Source organism: Paraclostridium sp. MRS3W1 (assembly GCF_032465715.1).
GTDB lineage: Bacteria > Bacillota > Clostridia > Peptostreptococcales > Peptostreptococcaceae > Paraclostridium > Paraclostridium dentum.
The window spans coordinates 49,199-71,979 of the sequence record NZ_JAWDJM010000161.1 but is presented as its reverse complement, the minus strand read 5'-3'; the positions used below and the strand labels follow the sequence as shown (position 1 = coordinate 71,979).

The window sequence follows — 22,781 nt, the reverse complement described above, 5'->3', positions numbered from 1 at the left end:
GCATGACATTAGTAAAAAAGCTAATGGATTGTATAAAAAGTGAAAATACAGTTGATTCAATAAAAAAAATGGATGAGTCGGGCGATTTATCAAAAATATTACCGATTACTATTGATATGAAGAGTGTAGGTGAATGCAAATATCATGTTATAAATTGCTTTGAACATTCAATTCTAGCTGTTAAATTATTTGAAGATATTTTAAAGGAAGAAAAATTTTTTGAAAGTCATTTGAAAGATAGAGTATTTGAATCTTTAAATAAAGAATTAGAAAATGGAATGAAAAAAATAGATCTTATAAAATTAGGGATATTCCTACATGATATGGGTAAACCTATAGCTCAAACTGTTGATGATAATGGAAGGATCCATTTTAAAAAACACGAAATATTAGGAGCAAATAAATCATTAGAAATTTCTAAAACATTAAATTTAAGTGAATTAAATTCATCTATTTTATACAAATATATTAGATATCATATGTCATTACTTGAGTTATACAGAAATAATGATATGTCCAAAGAAAGATTATTTAATATATTTGATGACCTAAAAGATGAAAGCATAGATATATTTATTATAGGATATGTTGATATAGTATCAACTCGAAAATTAATAAGACCAGATGAAGATATGGGTATAATTAAATCGTATATGAACTATGCAATAACTAACTACATATATCGATATGAGAGAGGTTAGTTTAGATAAAAGTAAAGCCGTTGTAATATAAGTATAGTAAAATTTTATTTAATATTAAGATATAGACAATTTGTAAAAATTTGTATATTATAAAAGTGTGTTAATTTTTTAAGTTAATACACTTTTATTACGTTTATATTTAAAGATTTTATTAAAAAAAGGTTAAAAAATAATATCTTGGAAAACGATTTTATAAATGACTTAAGCTTGGGGAGGATAAAGAATGAGAAAAGATATATCAAATAAATTAAAATCAATTCAACCATCGGTAACATTAGCTATAACTGCAAAAGCTAAGAGCTTAAAAGCTCAAGGCGTAGATATAATAGGATTTGGGGCAGGGGAACCTGATTTTAGAACTCCAAAACACATAAGAGATGCAGCTATAGATGCTATAGAAAATGAGAGTATAGGGTATACTGCTGCTTCAGGAATGGATAGTTTAAAGCAAGCTATATGTGATAAATTAAAAAGAGATAATAACTTAGAATACACTAAAGATCAAATAGTTGTTTCTAATGGAGCTAAACACTCATTATTTAATACTTTATCAGCGATATGTAATCCTGGGGATGAGGTAATAGTTCCTAATCCATATTGGGTAAGTTATCCAGAACTAATAAGATTAGTAGATGCAAAACCTGTATTTGTAGAGTGTCCAGAAGAAGCTGAATTTAAATATACAGTTGAAGCTTTAGAATCAGCAATAACAGATAAAACTAAAGCAATAATATTAAACACACCAAATAATCCAACTGGAACAGCTTATAAAGAAGAAGATTTAAAAGCTATAGCTGATTTAGCTGTAAAAAATAATATATATGTAATCTCAGATGAAATATATGAAAAATTATTATATGAAGGAACTCATAAAAGTATAGCATCGTTTAATGAAGATATAAAAGATTTAACAATAGTTGTAAATGGGGTAGCAAAAGCTTATGCAATGACAGGTTGGAGAATAGGATACACTGCTTGTAAAAAAGAAATAGCTAAGTCTATGTCGAATTTCCAAAGTCATGCTACTTCAAATCCAAATACTATAGCTCAATATGCTACAATAGCTGCTTTAAATGCCCCAGAGGATACATTGAAGGAAATGGTTGAAGCATTTAAAGAAAGAAGAGACTTCATGGTTGATAAAATTAATTCTATAGAGAATTTATCATGCTTAAAACCACAAGGGGCTTTTTATGTAATGGTAAATATAAGTAAACTATTAGGTAAAACTTTAAATGGAAAAGAAATAAAAAATTCAATAGACTTTGCTGATTATTTATTAGATGATGCAAAAGTAGCTGTTGTTCCAGGAATAGGATTTGGAAATGATAATTACATAAGACTTTCTTATGCAACATCATTAGAAAACATAAAAGAGGGTCTAGAGAGAATAGAGAAAGCTATAACTTTATAATTAAGAATTAACAAGCTATTTTAACTTGTAGATTTATATTCTACTTGTTAAGATAGCTTTTTTATTTTTGAGTTATATAATGTCAATTAGATTACAAAGGTCATATATTATAGAACTAAGTAATATTTTGGAGTATAATAATAAATATTGTTTGAAAAATAGAATAATGGGGGGAATTTATGTTAAAGAAAGGCATAGTAGCTATAGTTATAGCAATTATTGTATTCCAAGCATACAGCATGATATCATCAAAAGAAAAGGATACTTATGCAGATGTAAATGAGGATAAAATTGAATCTATAGAAAAAAAACCAAAACATGAAAGAAGTGAGTATATAGAAGGTATACAACCTCTTTATATAGATGGAATATTGGTTGCGAATAAAGATTATGGTCTTCCTAGTGAATATGCTCCAGCAAGTGGAAGTGAAGATTATGAAGCAATGGAAGCTTTTAAAGAAATGCAAGAAGCTGCAAAGAAAGATGGACTTGAAATAAATGTAAGAAGCGGATATAGAAGTTATGATACACAAGTTCAACTATATAATAATTATGTTCAACGAGATGGAAAAGAAGCTGCTGATAGATACTCTTCAGTACCAGGGTTTAGTGAACATCAAACAGGGCTAGCTTTAGATATATCAAATGGAAATTATAAAAAATCAATAGGCCCATGGTTTGACAATACACCACAAGCTAAGTGGTTGTATGAAAATGCATATAAGTATGGATTTATACTTAGATACCCAAAAGGTAAAGAAGATATAACTGGGTATATGTATGAATCTTGGCATTATAGATATGTAGGTAAAGAGCATAGTAATAATTTTAAAATGAATGATTTAACACTAGAAGAATATTTGGGATTAAAATAGAGGATGAAAAAATCATCCTCTATTTTTATTTATAATATAGATTTACCTTCGATTATAGTTGAAAGAATAACTGATGTTTTAGTTCTTCCGACTTGTTTAATTTTATCAATTACTTGTTCAAGTGCATACATATCTGGGACTATAACTTTTAGTAAAAGGCAATCATCTCCAGTTATATGATGACATTCAACAATACGGTTATCACGTTTAACGTAGTCTATAAAAGATTGATAGTTTTCACTAGGTAAAGATATATTTATAAAAGATTTAATTACTCTTCCTAATTTATCTGGATTTACGATAGCTTTATAGCCTTTAATAACTCCAGATTCCTCTAATCTTTTAACTCTTTCTGAAACTGCAGGTGATGTCAAACCTACTATTTTCCCTAAATCCTTCATGGAAATTCTACCATCTTCTTGTAGTAGTTCTATAATTTTAAAATCTGTTGCATCCATATTAAAACTCCTTTCGACTTTCGATATTAGTTAAATATTTTTTTTAGTGTCTAGCATAGAATTTTTTAGATTCCAAAGATTTTCAGATAAGTCAACTTTGTATGTTTGAGGATAGACTAGTCGTCTATATTCCCTCCATAAAGTATTTAGTTCATTTTGAGCATATTTTTTTATTTCAGACACTGATCTTTTTTCATATACACAATTTCCATTAACAAATAAAGGTTGTAAAAGCTCTCTGATTGTATAATTTTTAAATGTTTTTTTCTTCCATGTATATACTGGATGGAACACAGTCAATGGTTTTGTAGTATCTAGAACCTCATCTTCAAGCATTATTAAATCTGCTTCAGCTTTTCCTTGATTATTATATATTCTAACAACTTTTTTGTATCCAGGGTTAGTAATTTTCTCTGGATCTTCAGAAATTTTTATTTTTGGTTCAATTTGGTTATTTTTAAAAGACGCTACCAGTTTATAAACTCCTCCTAATGATGGAGAATCAGCTGAAGTTATTAGCTTTGTTCCAACTCCCCAAGAATTAATTGGAGAACCAGATGATTTTAAACTTGATATAGCATATTCATCTAAATCATTAGATGCTGTTATTTGTATATCCGTGAAACCTTCTGAATCTAATACTTTTTTACATGCTTTAGATAAATAATCTAAATCACCAGAGTCTAGTCTGATTCCAACTGGTTTATAGCCTTTAGTCTTTAAATCTTTAAAGACTTTAATTGCATTAGGAACTCCACTATTTAAAACATCATAAGTATCTACTAATAGAAGGCACTTATCTGGATAAATTTTTGCATAAGCTTCAAATGCCTCTAATTCAGAATCGAATTTTTGAACCCAGCTATGAGCATGAGTTCCAACTATAGGGATATCAAACATTTTCCCTGCGAGTACATTTGCAGTAGCACTACATCCCCCGATTATAGCTGCTCTTGCACCATATATTCCTGCATCTGGACCTTGAGCACGTCTTAATCCAAATTCTAATACGGAATCACCTTGAGCTGCAAAGCAAACTCTTGAAGCTTTACTAGCTATTAGTGACTGGAAGTTTACTATTGTAAGCAATGCAGTTTCAATAAGTTGAGCTTGATAAAGTGGTGCTTTAATCCTTATTATCGGTTCATTTGGGAACATTACAGTTCCTTCAGGAACAGAATAAATATCTCCTGTAAATTTAAAATCTTTTAAGAAATCTAAAAATTCATCTGAGAATAAGTTTAAGCCCCTAAGATATTCCAAGTCACTGTTGGAAAAATTAAGGTTATTTATGTACTCAACTAGTTGATCTATACCACAAACAATCGTATACCCACCCTTGCAAGCGTTTTTCCTAAAAAACATATCAAATACGACTATATCATCATGAACACCATTCTCAAAATATCCATTAATCATAGTAAGCTGATATAAGTCAGTAAGAAGTGTTAAATTTTTCATTATATATCTCCTTATTACCCTAAAAATATAAAAAAATTACATAAGTATACTAAAACATAATATAGGATAAGTTTCAAGTATAATATGGGAACTTACTATCATAAAATTCATAAGAGGGGGTAGATTTGTATGGGAAAAATATGGTTTTGGATGATTTCAATTGGGATAGTAGGAAGCATATGTACAAACAATTTAGCACAATTAAATGAGGTTATATTGAATGAATCATCTAAAGGAATTGAATTTGCAGTAAGTTTAGCCGGAATAATGGCCCTTTGGATGGGGATTATGAATATAGCTAAAGATTCTGGATTAATAAATAAAATAGGGGATATGTTATATCCTATTTTAAAAAAATTATTTCCATCTATTCCAAAAGGTCACAAAGCTATGTCATATATAGTTATGAATATGGTTTTAAATATGTTAGGCGCAGGGAATGGAGCAACAGCATTTGGACTAAAAGCTATGAATGAATTACAAACTTTAAATAAAAGAAAAGATACAGCCACAAATGATATGATTATGTTTTTAGTAATAAATATTTCATCTATACAAATTATTCCATTTACCATGATTAAATTAAGGTTAGATGGAGGATCAACAAATCCAGGAGAAATAATTATTTCAACTTTATTTGCGACAATTATATCTACAATAGTTGCAATAACAAGTTGTAAATTCCTTCAAAGAAGGAGGTATAAGTAATGATTGATTTATTTTCGAATTCTATAATACCGATTATTATTTTAGGAATTGTAATTCATGGAAAGATAAAAGGTGTAGATATATATGATAGTTTCGTTAAAGGTGCTATAGATGGATTGAAGGCTACATGGAGTATATTGCCATACATAATAGGAATATTTTTAGCAATAGGAATATTTAAAAGTGGAAAAGGGATTGATATGTTAGAGTTTATATTTAAGCCTATAGCAGAATTATTTAGTATTCCAAAAGAGCTTATAGGTCTTATAATAGTGAAACCTTTATCGGGAAGTGGAGCTTTAGGAATGTATAATGAACTTGTAAGTAGGGTAGGAATGGGAAATTTAGTTGAGCAAATGGGAGCAACTATAGTTGGAGCATCGGAAACCATATTTTATACAATGGCTATATATTTTGGAAGCTTAAAAATAAAAAATACTAGACATACTTTAGCGTGTGCAATGATGAGTCATGTTGCAGGTGTATTAGCGGCTGTGTTTATATGTTACATATTATTTGCTTAAAATATTGAATCTTAAAATTTAATATCTTATACATAGCATGTCTAATATTGTTCGATAGGCTAAAAACATTTTGCAGAATTTGCACAAAAAAGTTTTTTGTTAAATTTTAAAAATTTTTATTTACAATTACATAATAAGGCACTATAATTAGTTTATAATAAAATTTCAAAATTAAATTCTATGAAAAAGAGAGTAACATTAAATTGAGTTTCAGCGAGCTAGGGTTGGTGTGAGCCTAGTAATGAAGTTTATTGTGAAGAGAGCTTTGGAGAAGGTTGCCTGAAATAATAGTATGGTAATCGGTGAGCCTGCCTTAAAGGATAGAGTGGATAAGTTTACTTATCAATTAGAGTGGTAACGCGGATATAATTCGTCTCTTGGTTTTTATAACCAAGGGACTTTTTTAATATAATGAATTATATTTGTATTAGCATATATTTGATTAACTTATCAATGAGAGTGGTACCACGGATAATTTCGTCTCTTAGCATTTTGCTAAGGGGCTTTTTTTATGCTTAAGTGGACAATTAAGGAAAAAATTATAACAAAAGTAACTACGTATTATCAATTACTAATAATTATTAATTGGGAGGTATTATAATGAAAATATTAAAAAAAGTAGTGTTTACAGGATTAATAGGAGTTTTAACTTTAGGTGTAGTAGGATGTTCATCATCAAAAGAGGATAAGAGTCAATTGCAATCAATCAAAGATAAAGGAGTACTAACAGTAGCTACAAGTGCAGATTACCCTCCGTATGAGTTCCATAAAAAAGTGGATGGAAAAGATAGCATAGTAGGATTTGAAATGATGATAGCAGAAGAAATAGCAAAAGATTTAGGTGTAAAGTTAGAAATTAAAGATATGAAGTTTGATGGTCTATTAGGGGCAATTAAATCAGGAAACGCAGATATGGTAATTGCAGGGATGAGTCCAACAGAGGAAAGAAAAAAAGCTGTTAATTTTTCTAATGTATATTACAACGGAGAACATACTATTTTAGTAAAAGACTCTAATAAAGATAAATATAAAAATATTGAAGATTTAAAAAGTGCAAATATAGCTGTACAAAAAGCTAGTTTACAAGAAACTATAGCTAAGGATGTTATAAAAACTAAGAATATAAAATCTTTAGGGAAAATATCAGATGTAATTTTAGAGTTAGAAAATAATAATGTTGATGCAGCTGTAGTAAGTAAAGAAGCTATAAGTGGATACTTAAAACAATATCCTGATCTTGTAGAATCAAATGCAAATTTAGGTCAAAATCAAGGTGAAGGATCAGCTATAGCTATAGATAAATCTCAAGATAAAACTTTAGTAGATCAAGTAAATAAAACATTAGATGAATTAAAATCTAAAAACAAAATAGAAGAGTTTGTTCAAAAAGCTACTCAATTAGCGCAATAAATAGGAGGTAAATTATAATGGATTTTAGTTTTTTAAGTGATTATTCACAGTTTTTTATAGATGGAACGAAAATTACAATTGGAATATCGATATGCACACTAATTTTAGGATTTTTAGTTGGAGTAATAGTGTGTATGGCAAGAATTTCAAGAAATAAAATTTTTAGTATTTTAGGTTCAATATATATAGAATTTTTAAGAGGAACTCCTTTACTTGTTCAAATATATATAATTTACTTTGGATTCCCTACAATAGGAATAAAATTTCCAGATGTAGGGCCTATACCATCTGAGTATATATCAGCGATAGTTGCACTTTCTATTAACTCAAGTGCATATATAGCGGAAATTCTTAGATCAGGAATACAATCAGTAGATAAAGGACAAATGGAAGCTAGTAGATCATTAGGATTTGATTACTCGACTAGTATGAGATTAGTAATTATTCCTCAAGCATTGAAAAATGTACTTCCAGCTTTAGCAAATGAATTTATTGTTTTGGTAAAAGAATCTTCAATAGTTTCTGTAATAGGAATACAAGATTTAATGTATAGTGCAGATATAGTCAAAGGAAACACTTATTTAGCATTTGAGCCATTATTAGTAGCAGCTATGATTTATTTTGTACTTACATTTACACTATCTAAATTAGTTGGATTATTTGAATTAAAACTTGAAAATAAAAGTGTAAGAGAATCAAAATCTGCTTTTAAAATTTTCAAAACTACTAATGCTTAATAAGGAGGTTAAATTATGATCCAAGTAAAGAATATAAAGAAAAAATTTGGTAAATTAGAAGTATTAAAAGATATAAATTTAGATATAAAAAAAGGAGAAATAGTAGCTATTTTAGGGCCAAGTGGATCTGGAAAGAGTACGTTGTTAAGATGTTTAAACTTATTAGAAAAACCAAATAACGGAGAAATTATTTTTAATAATCAAAATATACTAGATAAAAAATGTGATGTTAATAAGATTAGAGAAAATATAGGTATGGTGTTTCAAAATTTTAACTTATTTCCAAATATGACAGTACTAGAAAATATAATTATAGCACCTATTAAATTAAAAAAAATAAATAAAGATGAAGCTATTGAAGATGCATTAAACTTGTTAGACAGAGTTGGATTATTAGATAAAAAAGATGCATATCCATCTCAATTATCAGGAGGTCAAAAACAGAGAATAGCAATTGCTAGAGCGTTAGCCATGAAACCGGAAGTTTTACTATTTGACGAACCTACGTCTGCGCTTGACCCAGAGATGGTTAAAGAGGTTTTAGATGTTATGAAAGAACTTGCAGATGAGGGAATGACTATGGCTGTTGTAACTCATGAAATCGGATTTGCTAAAGAAGTTGCAAGTAAAGTTGTATTTATGGATGGAGGGTATATCCTAGAAGAGGGTACACCTAAAGATGTATTTGAAAATACAAAAAATATAAGAGCTAAACAATTCTTTGATAAAGTTATATAAAACATAGTAATATAGGAAAATTACATTGACATAATGTAGTAAATTTAATAAAATTAAGCTTAATAAGTTATATAAAAATTCGCTTCGCTCATGTCGCCAACGACCGTAATAAACAGGTCCGTTGCTCAAGTTTATGAGCTGGTAATTACATTAATCTAAAGTTCACGATTAAATATAATTACCTAAGAATTAAAATAATATTAACAAAAACAATGAATATAACATATACTTTATGTTAAATATAATAACTAATTAAGCTATGAAGAGATGAGTAAATAATTATTTTTCCTACAGAGAGCTAGATAAGGTGAAAGCTAGTGTTAAAAGCATTATTGAATATGGTCTTGGAGCTATTTTATCCGAATAGTAGATTAATATCTATTTTTAAGATAAAACGGATGGACTCGTTATCGTCTTTTGAGATATCTAATATAATATTTTTTATTAGATAAAGTTAGGGTGGTACCGCGAATATAACCTCGCCCCTATGTATATCATAGGAGGCGAGTTTTTTATTTATATAGAAAATGAGGAGGAAAATATATATGACAAAACCAACTTTTTACGTTACAACTCCTATATATTACCCAAGTGGTAATTTACATATAGGACATACTTACACAACTGTTGCAGCAGATGCAATAGCAAGATTTAAACGTTTCTGTGGATACGATGTAAAATTCTTAACAGGAACAGACGAGCACGGTGAAAAAATACAAAAAACTGCTAAAGAAAAGGGAATGACAGAAATAGAGTACCTTGATGGAATGATAGCAGATATACAAAAACTATGGAAAACTATGGATATATCTTATGATGATTTCATAAGAACAACTCAAGAAAGACATGAAGTTATAATACAAAAAATATTCACTAAGTTATATGAGCAAGGTGATATATATAAAGGATCTTATGAAGGAAGATACTGTACTCCTTGTGAAAGTTTCTGGACAGAATCTCAATTATTAGAAGGAAATAAGTGTCCTGACTGTGGAAGAGATACTTATATAGCGAAAGAGGAGGCATATTTCTTTAAACTATCTAAATATGAAGATAGATTAAGAGAGTTATTTGCAGATCCTAACTTCTGTTTCCCTGTATCTAGAAAAAATGAAATGGTTGCAAACTTCTTAGATAAAGGGTTAGAAGACTTATGTGTAACTAGAACTACTTTTGATTGGGGAATTAAAGTTCCTTTTGATGAAAAACACGTTATATATGTTTGGGTAGATGCGTTATGTAACTATATAACAGCTTTAGGATATATGAGTGAAGATGATTCTGAATATAAGAAGTATTGGCCAGCTAATGTTCATATAGTAGGAAAAGAAATAATGAGATTCCATACTATAATATGGCCAGCTATATTAATGGCTTTAGGTGAAGAGATGCCTACACAAGTATATGGTCATGGATGGATATTATTTGATAACGACAAAATGAGTAAATCTAAAGGAAATATAGTATACCCAGAACAAATGATAGAAAGATATGGAGTAGATGCTCTTAAATACTTCTTATTAAGAGAATTTGCATTTGGTCAAGATGGTAACTATACTCACAAAAACTTTGTAACTAGACTTAATTCAGATTTAGCAAATGATTTAGGAAACCTAGTAAGTAGAACTGTTTCTATGGTTGAGAAGTATAACGAAGGAATAATACCAATGCCAAAAGTAAGTACTGAGTTTGATGATAGTTTAAAAGAAACAGCTAAAAACTCAGTTGAAAACTTTGAAATAGAAATGAATAAACTTCAATTTAATGAAGCTTTAGAATCAGCTTGGAAATTAATAAGAAGAACTAATAAATATATAGACGAAACTATGCCATGGGCTTTAGCTAAAGATGAAGCTAAAAAAGATGAATTAGATGCAGTGTTATATAATTTATGTGAATCTATAAGAATAGTAGCAACTCTTATAAATCCAATGATGAACGATACTGCTAAAAAGATATATGGACAATTAGGAATAAATGATGAGAGTTTAACTACTTGGGAAAGTACTAAAACTTTTGGATTAATAAAAGAAAATACAAAGGTTGAAAAAGGAAATGCATTATTCCCAAGATTAGATATAGAAAAAGAAGTAGAAGAACTACAAGAATTATTTTCAGAGAAAAAAGAAGAAGTAGAAGCACCATTAGAACATAAACCAGAAATATCTATAGATGATTTAGATAAAATTGAGCTTAGAATAGGTAAAATTATAAGCTGTGAAAAACATCCAAAAGCAGATAGACTTTTAGTATCACAAGTAAAAGTAGGTCCAGAAACAAGACAAATAGTTTCAGGAATAGCTAAGTGGTATAAGCCAGAAGATTTAATAGGAAAAGAAGTTACAGTAGTATGTAATTTAAAACCTGTTAAATTAAGAGGGGTAGAATCACAAGGAATGATATTAGCTGCAGGAGATAATGGAGATGATTTAGTCGTACCATTCACAGAAGGAGCTAAAGACGGTTGCGAAGTTAGATAAGGAGATGACAAAATGTTATTTGACTCACATGCACATTTAAATGATGAAAGATTTGATGAAGATAGAGAAGAATTAATAAACTCACTTAAAAATAAAGGTGTAGATTTAGTTTTAAATCCAGGCGCTTGTATAGAAACATCTAAAAGCAGTGTAGAATTAGCTAATAAATATGATTTTATATATGCTGCAGTTGGAGTTCATCCTCATGATGTAGGTGAAATGAACGAAGATGATATAGAAACATTAAGAAAACTTGCTACTCAAAATGAAAAAGTAAAAGCTATAGGTGAGATTGGTTTAGATTACTATTATGATAACTCTCCAAGAGAAACTCAAAAGGAATGGTTTAAAAGACAAATAGAACTAGCTAATGAACTTAAATTGCCTATAATAATTCATGATAGAGATGCACATGGAGATACATTTGAAATAATAAAAAACACAAAAAGTCCTGAAATAGGATGTGTTCTTCATTGTTATAGCGGGAATGTAGAACTTGCTAAAGAATATATTAAAATGGGATGTTTAATATCTATACCAGGAACTGTAACATTTAAAAATAACAAAAAAACTAGAGAAGTTGTTAGAGAAATACCTCTTGAGTATTTACTTATAGAGACTGATTCTCCATATATGGCTCCAGAACCACATAGAGGAAAAAGAAATGATCCTTCTTTAGTTCAATTTGTAGCTGATAAAATAGCTCAAGAAAAAGGAATTTCATATGAGCAGGTTTGTGAAGTTACAAAAGAAAATGCTAAAAGATTTTTCAATATAAAATAAAGATAAAGGGGGTGTCTAAGACATCCCTTTATTTTGTATAAAAATATTTAAATTAAGGGACAATCTGATTTGTAGCCTTGATAAAATTTAGCATAACGCTTAAAATATAAAGATATTAAGTAAAATGAGCGAAAAGGTGATTAGATGATAAAGGAAATAATAGTAGTAGAAGGAAGAGACGATGTAACTGCTGTAAAAAGAGCATTAGATGCAGAATTAATAACTACAGGTGGATTTGGATTTCCTAAAGGAGTTATGGAAAGAATAAAAGCTGCACAAGAAAGAAGAGGAGTAATAATATTTACTGATCCAGATTTTGCTGGTGAAAAAATAAGAAAGAAGATAGCTGCAGAAGTTCCAGGATGTAAACATGCATTTTTACCAAGAGAAGAAGCTAAAAAAAATGGAGACATAGGTATTGAAAATGCAACTCCAGAAAGTATAAGAAGAGCTCTTGAGAAGGTAAGAACTGAAAGTACAGATAAAAGAGATGAATTCGGACAAGTAGACTTAATAAGAAATGGGCTTATAGGAAGTGATGATGCATCGCATAGAAGAGATAAGCTAGGAATGATACTTGGTATAGGATACGGAAATGCAAAACAATTTTTAAATAGACTAAATAATTATGGAGTTAGTAGAGAAGAATTTGAAAAATCTTTAGAGACTCTATAAAAACTAGATAGGTAAAAGGAGAAAAATATGGATAGACTTTCGTCACATAGAAAAACCAAAGAAGTAGTAGATAAACATGGGTTTAAGTTTTCTAAGTCATTAGGGCAAAACTTTTTAATAGATGATAATGTAATAGATAAAATATTAGATGGAGCCAGACTTTCTGAAGGCGACAAAATAATAGAGGTAGGACCGGGAATAGGAACTCTTACTCGTGAAATGGGAAAAGTTGCAGATAAAGTAGTTGCTATAGAAATAGATAAAACTTTAATTCCTATACTTAAAGATACTTTAGATGAATTTGAAAATATAGAGGTTGTAAACCAAGATATATTAAAAGTAGATGTACAAGGATTAGTAAATGAAAAATTAAGTGGAGGACCAGTTAAGCTTGTTGCAAATCTTCCATATTATATTACAACTCCAATAGTAATGAAGTTTTTAGAAGAAGACATACCTGTAACAGATATAGTAGTTATGGTTCAAAAAGAAGTTGCAGATAGAATGAATGCAGGTCCTGGAACTAAAGATTATGGAGCATTATCTATAGCAGTTCAATATTATTGTGATACAGAAATTGTAGCAAAAGCACCTAGACATATGTTTATACCTCAACCAAATGTTGATTCGACAGTAATAGGTCTTCATGTAAGAGAAGAGAAAAAGTACAAAGTAGACAGTGAAGAAGTATTCTTCAAAACTGTAAAAGCAGCATTTGGGCAAAGAAGAAAAACATTACTAAATGCACTAGGAACTTTAGGGTTTTTAGATAAAGATGAAATAAGAGAAGTTTTACAAGAAGCAAATATAGATGAGAAAAGAAGAGGTGAAACTCTATCTATCGAAGAATTTGCAAATCTTGCAAACTGTGTAAATAAAAAAGTACCTTCTAAATAGAAGGTACTTTTTTGCATGTCCAAACATATAATGTTTAGAGGGATTTATATTTTTTATAGGGGGGATAACTTTGAGTACTAAAAAGAAATATAAAAGAGATTATATAATTTTAGAAGCCAAGGATATGAATTTCAGATATAAAGACAGAGTTTTACCTAAAGCTTTTGCAAAAGTTGAAGTGACAGAAGACAAATCACTAGTTGCTCTTTATGTAGAAAACTTAAAATATGTTAGAGAAGGATATAAAGTAGTTGCTATATTAGAAGATTATAATACCGTAGATTTAGGAAATATAGTTTTAAGCGAGCAAGGAAAAGGAGAATTTGCTTTAAGTTTAGATGAAAATACTTCAAATATTAAATCTATAGCTTTAACATATGAAAAAAGCATTCCTTTAATAGGCTTTAAAGGAAGTAAATTAGAAAACTATGAAGAACTTATATTTGCTGAAAATGAAGAATACGGAGAATATGAAGAAATAGAAGATGATGAATATGAATACGAAGAAGTTGAGTATATTGATGTAGAAGACGAAGATAGCGAATATGAATACGAATATTTAGAGTATATAGAAGTAGAAGATGATGAATATGAAGATGAGCAAGAAGATGTAGAAGAGTATGTAGAGCCTAAACAAGAATATACTCCTAATAATAATCATAGAAATCAAAACCAAAGTCAAAAACAAAAACAAAGTAAATATAGCAAACAAGTTGAGGATATAAAACAAGTAAATGAAAATATAGAATATGAAGAAGTCGAAACAACTAAAATAAGAAATCTATTAATGCCTAGACAAATAAAAAAAGGATTAAAGATGTTTAAAGAGGTAAAACCATTTGTAAATGAAAGTTTTGACAATACTAGATGGTGGAAAATAGAAATAACACCAATGACTATGTGTGGTTATACAATGCCTTATTTAGGATATGTAAATACTCTAAATTATACTATGTATAGTGATATAGTTTTACAGGCTTATAGATATAGACACTATTTATTTGGTGTTCAATATGATGAATATAATAAACGTAAAAATTATATATATGCAATTCCAGGAAATAAAAATGAACAGCCTGACCAAGGCCATACGGGATTTGATATGTATAAACCTTGCGATGATAGAAGTGATAAACTAGGATACTGGATATGTCTTGTAGATTCTAGAACTAGAAAAATTGTAAAATAATTGGCACTAGTTTAAAAATATCGTTTTCTCTTGAAAAAACTACCAATATAAATTACAATGTATATATCACATATACCAAGGAGGAAATTTAAGATGATAAACAAAAAAAGATTAATAGACGAATTCATTGAATTAGTAAAAATAGATAGTCCTTCAGCTAAAGAAGGTAAAGTTGCAAAGGCTTTAGTAGAAAAGTTAGAAGCTATAGGATGCGAAGTTTGTATAGATGAAGCTGGAACAAAAGTTGGTGGAGAAACAGGAAATGTAATAGCTAAATTAAAAGGAAACAGAGAAGGTAAAACTATTTTATTCAGTTCTCACATGGATACAGTTAGCCCAGGAGAAGGAATAAAACCTATAATAGATGAAGCTACTGGAATAATAAAAAGTGACGGAACTACAGTTTTAGGTTCTGACGATAAAGCTGGTATAGCAGCTATATTAGAAGCTTTAAGAGTTATACAAGAAAACAATATAGACCACGCTGATATAGAAGTAGTATTCTCTATATGGGAAGAAGGTGGATTATTTGGAGCTCAATACTTAGATTATTCTAAAGTAAGCCCAGATTTTGCATTTGTTTTAGATAGCGGTGGATCTCCAGGAGAAATAATAACAAAAGCTCCAGCTCAAGATAAAATAGAAATAACTATAAAAGGTAAGCCAGCACATGCAGGATTACAACCAGAAAATGGAGTAAGTGCTATAATGGTAGCTTCTAAGGCTATAGAAAATATGAAGTTATTAAGAATAGATGAGGAAACTACTGCAAATATAGGTATAGTTAATGGAGGAATAGCTACTAACATAGTTATGCCAGAACTTGAAATAGTTGCAGAAGCTAGAAGTTTAGAAGTAGCTAAATTAGAAGCTCAAACTAATCATATGGTAGAAGAATTTAAAAAAGCAGGAGAAGCTATGGGAGCAGAAGTAACAGCTAAAGTAACTAGATGTTATGCACCATTCAAAATGGATGATAATGAAGAAATAGTAGAACTTGCTAAAAAAGCATTCTCTAACTTAGGAATAGAAGCTTATACAGCAGCAACAGGTGGAGGAAGTGACACTAACGTATTAAATGGAAATGGCGTAAAAGCTGTAAACTTAGGAATAGGTATGAAAAATGCTCATACATTAGAAGAATATATAGCTATAGAAGATATAATAAATTCTTCAAGAGCAGTATTAGAAATAATTAAAGAAGCTTAATCAAATATATGATATAATATAAAGATCGCCCAACATTTGTTGGGTGATTTTTCATTTTAAAGATAAATGATAATTAATATTGAATTATAACCATAATTTATTGCATTTAATATTTAATATAAGTTTAAATGTGAATAAAAATGGATAGTAAAATAAAAGATAGTATTAAAAGGAGGGAAATTAAGTGGAAACAAGGTATGATGAAGCAAATAAGGTAACAATAAAATCTATAGTATGGAATGTTATTTTAACTTTTATAAAAATATTTGCAGGTATAGTAGGTAAATCTAATGCTATGATAGCAGATGGATTACATTCAGCATCTGATATTATTAGCTCGGTAGGAGTTTTAATAGGGAATAAAATAGCTAATGCTCCAAATGATGAAAATCATAATTATGGACATGAAAAAGCCGAGACATTAGTATCTTTTTTACTTTCTATATTATTAATAGTGGTATCATTAAAAATAGGATTTGATGCATTAAAATCATTATTTAATTTAAATAGTGTTCAAATACCAACAGCGTTGCCATTAGTAGTATCAGTTATATCTGTAGCTATAAAAGAGTATCAATACAGAATAACAATAAAAATAGCTCAAAAAATAAATTCACCATCATTAAAAGCAGATGCATGGCATCATAGATCAGATGCTCTTTCATCTATAGCAGCATTTATAGGTATAGGAGGAGCTATGTTAGGTTTTAAAGCATTAGATCCTATCGCTTCTATAGTAGTTGCGTTATTTGTTGCAAAGGTTGGATTTGATATATTAAAAGATTCAGCAAATGAACTTATGGATTATTCTATTGATACAGAAGAAGAAAAACAAATTATAAGTATAGCTGAAGGAACGCAGGGCGTAATTAACTTAGGTGAAATTAGAACAAGAAAACATGGTGCAACTGCATATGTAGATTTAACTATATGTGTAAATAAAGACTTAACTGTATATGAAGGGCATGAAATTGCCACTAAATTAGAAAAAAGGATAATAAAAGATATGCAGTTTGTCAAAGGGATAACAGTCCATGTAGAACCATGTATAAATTGCCCAGGAAATTCATGCAAAAAATAATCAAAATTTTAAAAAATAATAAAAAAGCACTATGATTAAATTGTAGTGCTTTTTAGTTTGTGAATTTTATAGTATAATAAAATCGTAATTATATAGGGGGGAGCTTTTATGGCAAAGAAAAGAAAAATAAAAAAGCGCGTAATCATACTTATAGGGATGATTGTTTTTTTCGTTGTATATGCGGGTACATATATTTATTTCTCAAAACAACAAGAAAGTAGTGAACCTGTTAAAGTTCAAGATAAAAGTACAGAATCCGATAATAAAACTTTAATTTCTCAAATGAAAGAGACTGACACTGTATATATTTCAGATGATAAATTAAAAGATGTAAGGATAGAAAAAGATTACTGGGACCAAATAAAGTTTTTCTCTACAAAGTTTAAAGAAGTTAGAAAGCCTAGTAATTACGAAAGTAAATATGAAGCTTACATGGATAATGGAATTAGATTTTCTACAGATTTAGATTATTTTAGAATTTACACAGTAAATAAAGAAGAGTTTTATAAAATTCCGGTATCAGAAAAACAAGCATTTGATAAATTGCTTCAAGAAAGTATATATACATCTATAGATTCTGTAAAAAAATATAAAACTTGGGATAGTGTAGAGATAATATACAAAGATGAAGTAAAAAAACCATGGAAATGGAAATATGATGATTTAGCTTATAAAATATCTGTAAAGAGATTAGTTGGAAAAATTCAACCAGAAAAGAGTAAAGAAAGAAGTGAATATAACTTTACTATTAAAATTCATGGTGATGGTTATTCTACTACACTAGAAACAATGGGTAACGATTATGTTAAAATAACATCAGATAAAGCAACTGCATATTATGAAGTTCATGATGGATTATATGAATATTTAAAAAATGATATATTTAAGATTGGAAGTAAATAAAAAAACTAGGGCTTAGCCCTAGTTTTTTATTTATTAAGAAGCATTTCGCCGATTTTATAAACTGTACCAGCGCCTGCAGTTATAACTAAATCATCTTCAACTACATTTTCAGCAAGATAATTAGCAATATCTTCAAATTCACTTAGGTATAGTACATCAACATTATTTTGATATAACTTATCTACTAAATCTTTAGAATGTATATCACCAGGATCTTTTTCACGAGCAGCGTATATATCTGTTATTATAACTTTATCAGCAGCATAGAATGCATCTGAAAACTCGTTTAATAAAGATTTAGTTCTTGTATAAGTATGAGGTTGGAATATACACCATAACTTATTCTTTTTAATTTTCTTAGCAGCAGATAAAGTTGCCTTTAATTCTGTTGGATGATGAGCGTAGTCATCTACAACTAAAGCATTTTTATATTTACCTTTAACTTCAAATCTTCTTCCAACTCCTCCATATAATGCAATATTTTTTCTTATAGTCTCTAATTCTACACCAGAAACTAAAGCTGCTATTATAGCACCAGTAGCATTATATATATTGTGGACACCAGGAACAGAAAGTTTGAACTCTCCTAAATTGTTTCCATTATAGTTAATGTTGAATATTCCGTATCCGTTTTCATCAAATCTAACATCTTTTATTAAAGCATTATTTCCTTCATCTTGACCGTATTTTATGACAGTAGCTTTTATTTCATGAAGTATATCTTTAGTATTTTCGTCATCTCCATTGATTATAAAGTATCCATCATAAGGTAATAATTTACCAAACTTATTGAAAGATGCTTTTATTTCATCGATTCCAGAGAAGTAATCTAAATGATCTTCTTCTATATTAAGTACTACTGAAATTTTAGGATTGAAGTTTAGGAAACTGTCAACATACTCACAAGCTTCAGTTATGAAGTTCTCAGATTTACCTATTTTAACATTTCCACCTATAATACTAAGGTTTCCTCCAACTAATATCGTAGGGTCAAGATCCGCGTATTCAAAAATTGCAGATAGCATCGAAGTTGTCGATGTTTTCCCGTGAGTACCAGAGATTGCTATAGCATTTTGATACTCCCTCATTATTTGACCTAAAAATGCAGCTCTATTTATTGTTAATTTATTTTTTTCTTTAGCAGCGATTAATTCCTCATTGTCAGATTTAACAGCAGCAGTATATACTACCATATCTATATTATCAGTTATATGTTCTTTTTTATGACCAACATATATTGTTGCTCCTTGAGAACGTAAATCATCTAATAGATATGACTCTGTAGAATCTGAACCGAAAACATTATAACCTTTATTTAGGCATATTTTAGCTAGAGCACTCATGCTTATACCGCCAACACCTATAAAGAATATGTTCATATTGAAACCACCTTTCTAATAAATTAAAAGTTCTACAATAAGAACTATGTTTGTGATATAATAGTATAATGTTCAATATTTTAAGCAAACTAAAATTATAAAATATTTCTATACATTAATATATTAAATTTCAAATAAAACATAACAAATATTATAACATATTGGAAAAAAATATGCATTAACAAGTTTAAATACATAGGTTTCAGGTACAGGAGGTATTATATATGAAGTTTAAAAGAACGGAGCGTATAGGAGCGATAGTTAAAATACTATCAGATAATCCTAATAAAATATTTACTTTAAGCTATTTCACATCAAAATTTAATTCGGCTAAATCAACTATAAGTGAAGATTTAATAGTTGTTAAAAATGTTTTTGAAAAGCTAGAATTAGGACAAGTAATAACTATATCAGGAGCCGCTGGTGGAGTTAAATATATTCCAAAAACATCAAAATCAGAAAATGAAGAATTTTTATTAAACCTATGTGAAGAAATAAAAGATCCATCTAGAATTCTTTCAGGAGGATTTTTATATCTTATAGATTTAATATACGATCCTAGAATAGCGTCTAAGATTGGTAAAATATTTGCATCAAATATAGATTATTCACAAGCTGACTACGTTGTTACTATGGAGACAAAAGGAATACCTATGGCTCTTATGACAGCAAAAGCTATGAATTTACCTTTAGTGATAATAAGAAAAGACACTAAAGTATCAGAAGGTCCGACACTTAGCATGACATATGTAAGTGGAAATAGTTCTTCTAAAGTAGAAAGCATGAGTTTACCGAGAAAAGCTGTTAAGCCAGGAAGCAAAGTTATATTAATAGATGACTTTATGAGGGGCGGAGGAACTATAAAAGGTATGATGCAACTTATGAATGAGTTTGGAGCGGAAGTTATAGGAAGGGGAGTATTCATATCTACTACTAATCCAACACAAAAAATGGTCGAAGATTATATATCTTTAATAGAAATAGATGTAGTTAATAATGAAGTTGTAAGCGTTAAACCTAATTTACAAACTTTTAGGGAAGAATATTGGTCTACAGCTGAAGTGGGAGAAACTGTAGAACAAGAAAGTGAAATTGATAAATTAGAAGAATAATATAAATTTTAAGGGTAAATTTCTATCAAATAAAAAAAAGGTAAAAAAATAAAAAAATTTTTCTGAAATAATAGAGGAAATTTAGCAATTTGATAGAATTAATATATTATAAATAAAAAAAGATTTTTTAATGTTCAAATTAAATTTGTCAAAACTAAAAGGGGGATATTAGTAAAATGAAAATCACTGACGTTAGAGTAAGAAAATTAACTGATGAGGGGAAAATGAAGTGTATAGTTTCATTAACTTTCGATAATTTATTTGTGGTACATGATATAAAGGTTATAGAGGGGCACAATGGATTATTTATAGCTATGCCAAGTAGAAAAATAGGTGAAGGAAACTTCAGAGATATAGCTCACCCTATAAATGCTGAAATGAGACAAATGTTAGAAGAAGAAGTTTTAAAAGCATATCAAGAAGCAATTTCTCAATTAGAAGTAGCTGCTGAATAGTAAAAAGAAGAACTAAAATAAGATATATTTTCGAATATATTTCTTAAAGAGCCGAATTTTAGGCTCTTTTTTATTTGAATAATATGTACTTTTTACTTCAAAAATGGTATATTAGTTAATAGAATTAGGAAATTGTATACAAAATAAAATATTTACACATCATATATAGATTTATTTAAAATTAAAAAAGATTGAAATGGAGTGGGTTTATGAATTTTAAGGCAATAATCCTTGCGGCAGGAAAAGGAACAAGAATGAAATCAAGTTTGCCAAAAGTAGTTCACAAGGTATGTGGGAAAGAGATGGTAAACCACGTTGTCAATGTATCTAAAAAGTCAGGGGTTAATGAAATTGTTGCGATTTTAGGTCATGGAAGTGAGGTAGTTCAAGATGTATTACCTACTGATACTAAAATAGCTATGCAAACTGAACAATTAGGAACAGGTCATGCTGTTATGATGGCAAATGAGCACATATCAGAAAATGATACTATAGTTGTTTTATGTGGAGATACTCCTTTAGTAAATTCAGATACATTAGAAAATCTATTCAAATATCACTTAGATAATGGATATCATGCTACTGTATTAACTACTAAAGTAGAAAATCCAACAGGTTATGGAAGAATAATAAGAGATGAAAAACAAGACTTATTAAAAATAGTTGAACAAAAAGATGCTAACGAAGAAGAAAAGTTAGTAAATGAGATAAATTCAGGAATTTATTGTTTTAATGGAAAAAGCTTAAAATATGCTCTTTCTAAAATAGACAATAATAATGCTCAAGGAGAATATTATTTAACTGATACAGTAGAAATAATGAGAAATAATAATCTTAAAGTAGGAGCATTTAACGGAGCTACGATAGAAGAACTTATGGGTGTAAACTCAAGAGTTGAATTATCTAAAGCTGAAGAAATAATGAGAAGAAGAATAAACACTATGCACATGGTGAATGGTGTAACTATAATAGATATAAATAGCACATATATAGAATCAGATGTAGAAATTGGAAATGATACAATTGTATATCCAGGAGCTATGTTAAAAGGAAATACAAAAATAGGAAGTAATTGTAAAATTGGAATGAATACTTCTATATCAAATTCTACAATAGGTGATGGAACAGAAGTAGAAAATTCTACGATAATAGATAGTAAAGTTGGTAATAATACTACAGTTGGACCTTATGCATACTTAAGACCTAAGAGTAATATAGGTAATAATGTAAAAGTAGGAGATTTCGTAGAAGTTAAAAATGCTACAATAGAAGATAATTCTAAGGCATCTCACCTAGCTTACATAGGAGATGCACATGTAGGAAAAAATGTTAATATAGGTTGCGGAACAGTATTTGTAAACTATGACGGTAAAAATAAATTTAAGTCAGTTGTAAAAGATGGAGCTTTTATAGGATCAAACTCTAACTTAGTAGCTCCAGTTGTAGTAGAAGAAAATGGATATATAGCTACAGGATCTACTATAACGGATGATGTTCCACAAGGAGCATTGGCAATAGCTAGAGAAAGACAAGTTATAAAAGAAGGTTGGGTAGAAAAGAAGAACCTTAAGAAATAAATTCATATAAACAAG

Annotated in this window: 22 protein-coding genes and 2 other annotated features; of the genes, 19 read left to right on the top strand and 3 right to left on the bottom strand. The window is 29.0% G+C overall.

The genetic code is table 11. From position 1 onward, the window contains the following. The first annotated feature begins 2 nt into the window (after window positions 1–2). The 3 genes from RWY47_RS13225 to RWY47_RS13215 all read left to right on the top strand — a co-directional run bounded on the left by RWY47_RS13225 (window position 3) and on the right by RWY47_RS13215 (window position 2,990). On the top strand, window positions 3–701 hold the full coding sequence (locus RWY47_RS13225) for an HD domain-containing protein (protein ID WP_150886793.1): 699 nt from the start codon (window positions 3–5) through the stop codon (window positions 699–701). Between the two features lie 223 nt (window positions 702–924). Then, complete coding sequence (locus RWY47_RS13220) at window positions 925–2,115, top strand: pyridoxal phosphate-dependent aminotransferase (protein WP_021430350.1); 1,191 nt, start codon at window positions 925–927, stop codon at window positions 2,113–2,115. A 179-nt stretch (window positions 2,116–2,294) separates the two neighbouring features. After that, window positions 2,295–2,990 carry a M15 family metallopeptidase gene (locus tag RWY47_RS13215; protein WP_150886794.1) on the top strand — a complete coding sequence of 232 codons (696 nt, stop codon included), beginning with the start codon at window positions 2,295–2,297 and terminating at the stop codon, window positions 2,988–2,990. 29 nt (window positions 2,991–3,019) lie between these two features. On the opposite strand, the gene RWY47_RS13210 is transcribed toward RWY47_RS13215, so the two are convergent. Both RWY47_RS13210 and RWY47_RS13205 read right to left on the bottom strand, forming a co-directional pair. Beyond that, window positions 3,020–3,448, bottom strand: coding sequence for an Lrp/AsnC family transcriptional regulator (locus tag RWY47_RS13210; RefSeq protein ID WP_021430395.1), 429 nt, complete (start codon window positions 3,446–3,448; stop codon window positions 3,020–3,022). Window positions 3,449–3,478: 30 nt separating this feature from the next. Next, complete coding sequence (locus RWY47_RS13205) at window positions 3,479–4,909, bottom strand: nicotinate phosphoribosyltransferase (RefSeq protein WP_021430370.1); 1,431 nt, start codon at window positions 4,907–4,909, stop codon at window positions 3,479–3,481. A 129-nt stretch (window positions 4,910–5,038) separates the two neighbouring features. Between RWY47_RS13205 and RWY47_RS13200 the strand changes: the two genes are divergently transcribed. The 13 genes from RWY47_RS13200 (at window position 5,039) to RWY47_RS13140 (ending at window position 18,243) form a co-directional block, all read left to right on the top strand. Continuing rightward, window positions 5,039–5,617, top strand: coding sequence for a nucleoside recognition domain-containing protein (locus RWY47_RS13200; RefSeq protein WP_224171025.1), 579 nt, complete (start codon window positions 5,039–5,041; stop codon window positions 5,615–5,617). Beyond that, window positions 5,617–6,141 (top strand): spore maturation protein, encoded by a 525-nt coding sequence (locus RWY47_RS13195; RefSeq protein WP_021430363.1) that lies wholly within the window; start codon window positions 5,617–5,619, stop codon window positions 6,139–6,141. Before RWY47_RS13200 ends, RWY47_RS13195 begins: the two co-directional genes overlap by 1 nt. A 171-nt stretch (window positions 6,142–6,312) precedes the next feature. Further along, window positions 6,313–6,522 (top strand) — a binding site (T-box leader). Window positions 6,523–6,741: 219 nt separating this feature from the next. Continuing rightward, entirely contained in the window at window positions 6,742–7,551 is an 810-nt protein-coding gene (locus tag RWY47_RS13190) for a transporter substrate-binding domain-containing protein (RefSeq protein ID WP_025162038.1), read from the top strand. 17 nt (window positions 7,552–7,568) lie between these two features. After that, complete coding sequence (locus RWY47_RS13185; RefSeq protein ID WP_021430356.1) at window positions 7,569–8,288, top strand: amino acid ABC transporter permease; 720 nt, start codon at window positions 7,569–7,571, stop codon at window positions 8,286–8,288. Window positions 8,289–8,303: 15 nt separating this feature from the next. Continuing rightward, a complete protein-coding gene (locus tag RWY47_RS13180; RefSeq protein ID WP_021430383.1) occupies window positions 8,304–9,026 on the top strand; it encodes an amino acid ABC transporter ATP-binding protein in 723 nt (240 codons plus the stop codon). A 250-nt stretch (window positions 9,027–9,276) separates the two neighbouring features. Further along, window positions 9,277–9,516, top strand: a binding site (T-box leader). A 55-nt stretch (window positions 9,517–9,571) separates the two neighbouring features. Beyond that, on the top strand, window positions 9,572–11,506 hold the full coding sequence (metG, locus tag RWY47_RS13175) for a methionine--tRNA ligase (protein WP_021430355.1): 1,935 nt from the start codon (window positions 9,572–9,574) through the stop codon (window positions 11,504–11,506). A 12-nt stretch (window positions 11,507–11,518) separates the two neighbouring features. Continuing rightward, window positions 11,519–12,289 (top strand): TatD family hydrolase, encoded by a 771-nt coding sequence (locus tag RWY47_RS13170; RefSeq protein WP_025162039.1) that lies wholly within the window; start codon window positions 11,519–11,521, stop codon window positions 12,287–12,289. A gap of 144 nt (window positions 12,290–12,433) precedes the next feature. Then, window positions 12,434–12,964, top strand: coding sequence for a ribonuclease M5 (gene rnmV, locus RWY47_RS13165; protein ID WP_021430389.1), 531 nt, complete (start codon window positions 12,434–12,436; stop codon window positions 12,962–12,964). A gap of 27 nt (window positions 12,965–12,991) precedes the next feature. Beyond that, a complete protein-coding gene (gene rsmA, locus RWY47_RS13160; RefSeq protein WP_021430387.1) occupies window positions 12,992–13,861 on the top strand; it encodes a 16S rRNA (adenine(1518)-N(6)/adenine(1519)-N(6))-dimethyltransferase RsmA in 870 nt (289 codons plus the stop codon). A 70-nt stretch (window positions 13,862–13,931) separates the two neighbouring features. Next, window positions 13,932–15,050, top strand: a complete 1,119-nt coding sequence (locus RWY47_RS13155) for a hypothetical protein (RefSeq protein WP_021430397.1) — start codon at window positions 13,932–13,934, stop codon at window positions 15,048–15,050. Window positions 15,051–15,143: 93 nt separating this feature from the next. Then, window positions 15,144–16,259 (top strand): M20/M25/M40 family metallo-hydrolase, encoded by a 1,116-nt coding sequence (locus tag RWY47_RS13150; RefSeq protein WP_021430353.1) that lies wholly within the window; start codon window positions 15,144–15,146, stop codon window positions 16,257–16,259. 184 nt (window positions 16,260–16,443) lie between these two features. After that, complete coding sequence (locus RWY47_RS13145; protein ID WP_021430367.1) at window positions 16,444–17,340, top strand: cation diffusion facilitator family transporter; 897 nt, start codon at window positions 16,444–16,446, stop codon at window positions 17,338–17,340. Between the two features lie 108 nt (window positions 17,341–17,448). Next, on the top strand, window positions 17,449–18,243 hold the full coding sequence (locus tag RWY47_RS13140) for a hypothetical protein (protein ID WP_021430418.1): 795 nt from the start codon (window positions 17,449–17,451) through the stop codon (window positions 18,241–18,243). 26 nt (window positions 18,244–18,269) lie between these two features. Here the strand turns inward: RWY47_RS13140 and murC are convergent, their stop codons facing one another. Then, window positions 18,270–19,622: a UDP-N-acetylmuramate--L-alanine ligase gene (murC, locus tag RWY47_RS13135; protein ID WP_021430411.1), complete on the bottom strand. Its 1,353-nt coding sequence runs from the start codon at window positions 19,620–19,622 to the stop codon at window positions 18,270–18,272. 224 nt (window positions 19,623–19,846) lie between these two features. Between murC and purR the strand changes: the two genes are divergently transcribed. From purR to glmU, 3 genes are all read left to right on the top strand, one after another. Beyond that, window positions 19,847–20,734 (top strand): pur operon repressor, encoded by an 888-nt coding sequence (gene purR, locus RWY47_RS13130; protein WP_021430368.1) that lies wholly within the window; start codon window positions 19,847–19,849, stop codon window positions 20,732–20,734. A 176-nt stretch (window positions 20,735–20,910) separates the two neighbouring features. Continuing rightward, window positions 20,911–21,189: a septation regulator SpoVG gene (gene spoVG / locus RWY47_RS13125; RefSeq protein WP_021430398.1), complete on the top strand. Its 279-nt coding sequence runs from the start codon at window positions 20,911–20,913 to the stop codon at window positions 21,187–21,189. Between the two features lie 209 nt (window positions 21,190–21,398). Further along, window positions 21,399–22,766 (top strand): bifunctional UDP-N-acetylglucosamine diphosphorylase/glucosamine-1-phosphate N-acetyltransferase GlmU, encoded by a 1,368-nt coding sequence (glmU, locus tag RWY47_RS13120; RefSeq protein ID WP_224171026.1) that lies wholly within the window; start codon window positions 21,399–21,401, stop codon window positions 22,764–22,766. Window positions 22,767–22,781: the final 15 nt, after the last annotated feature.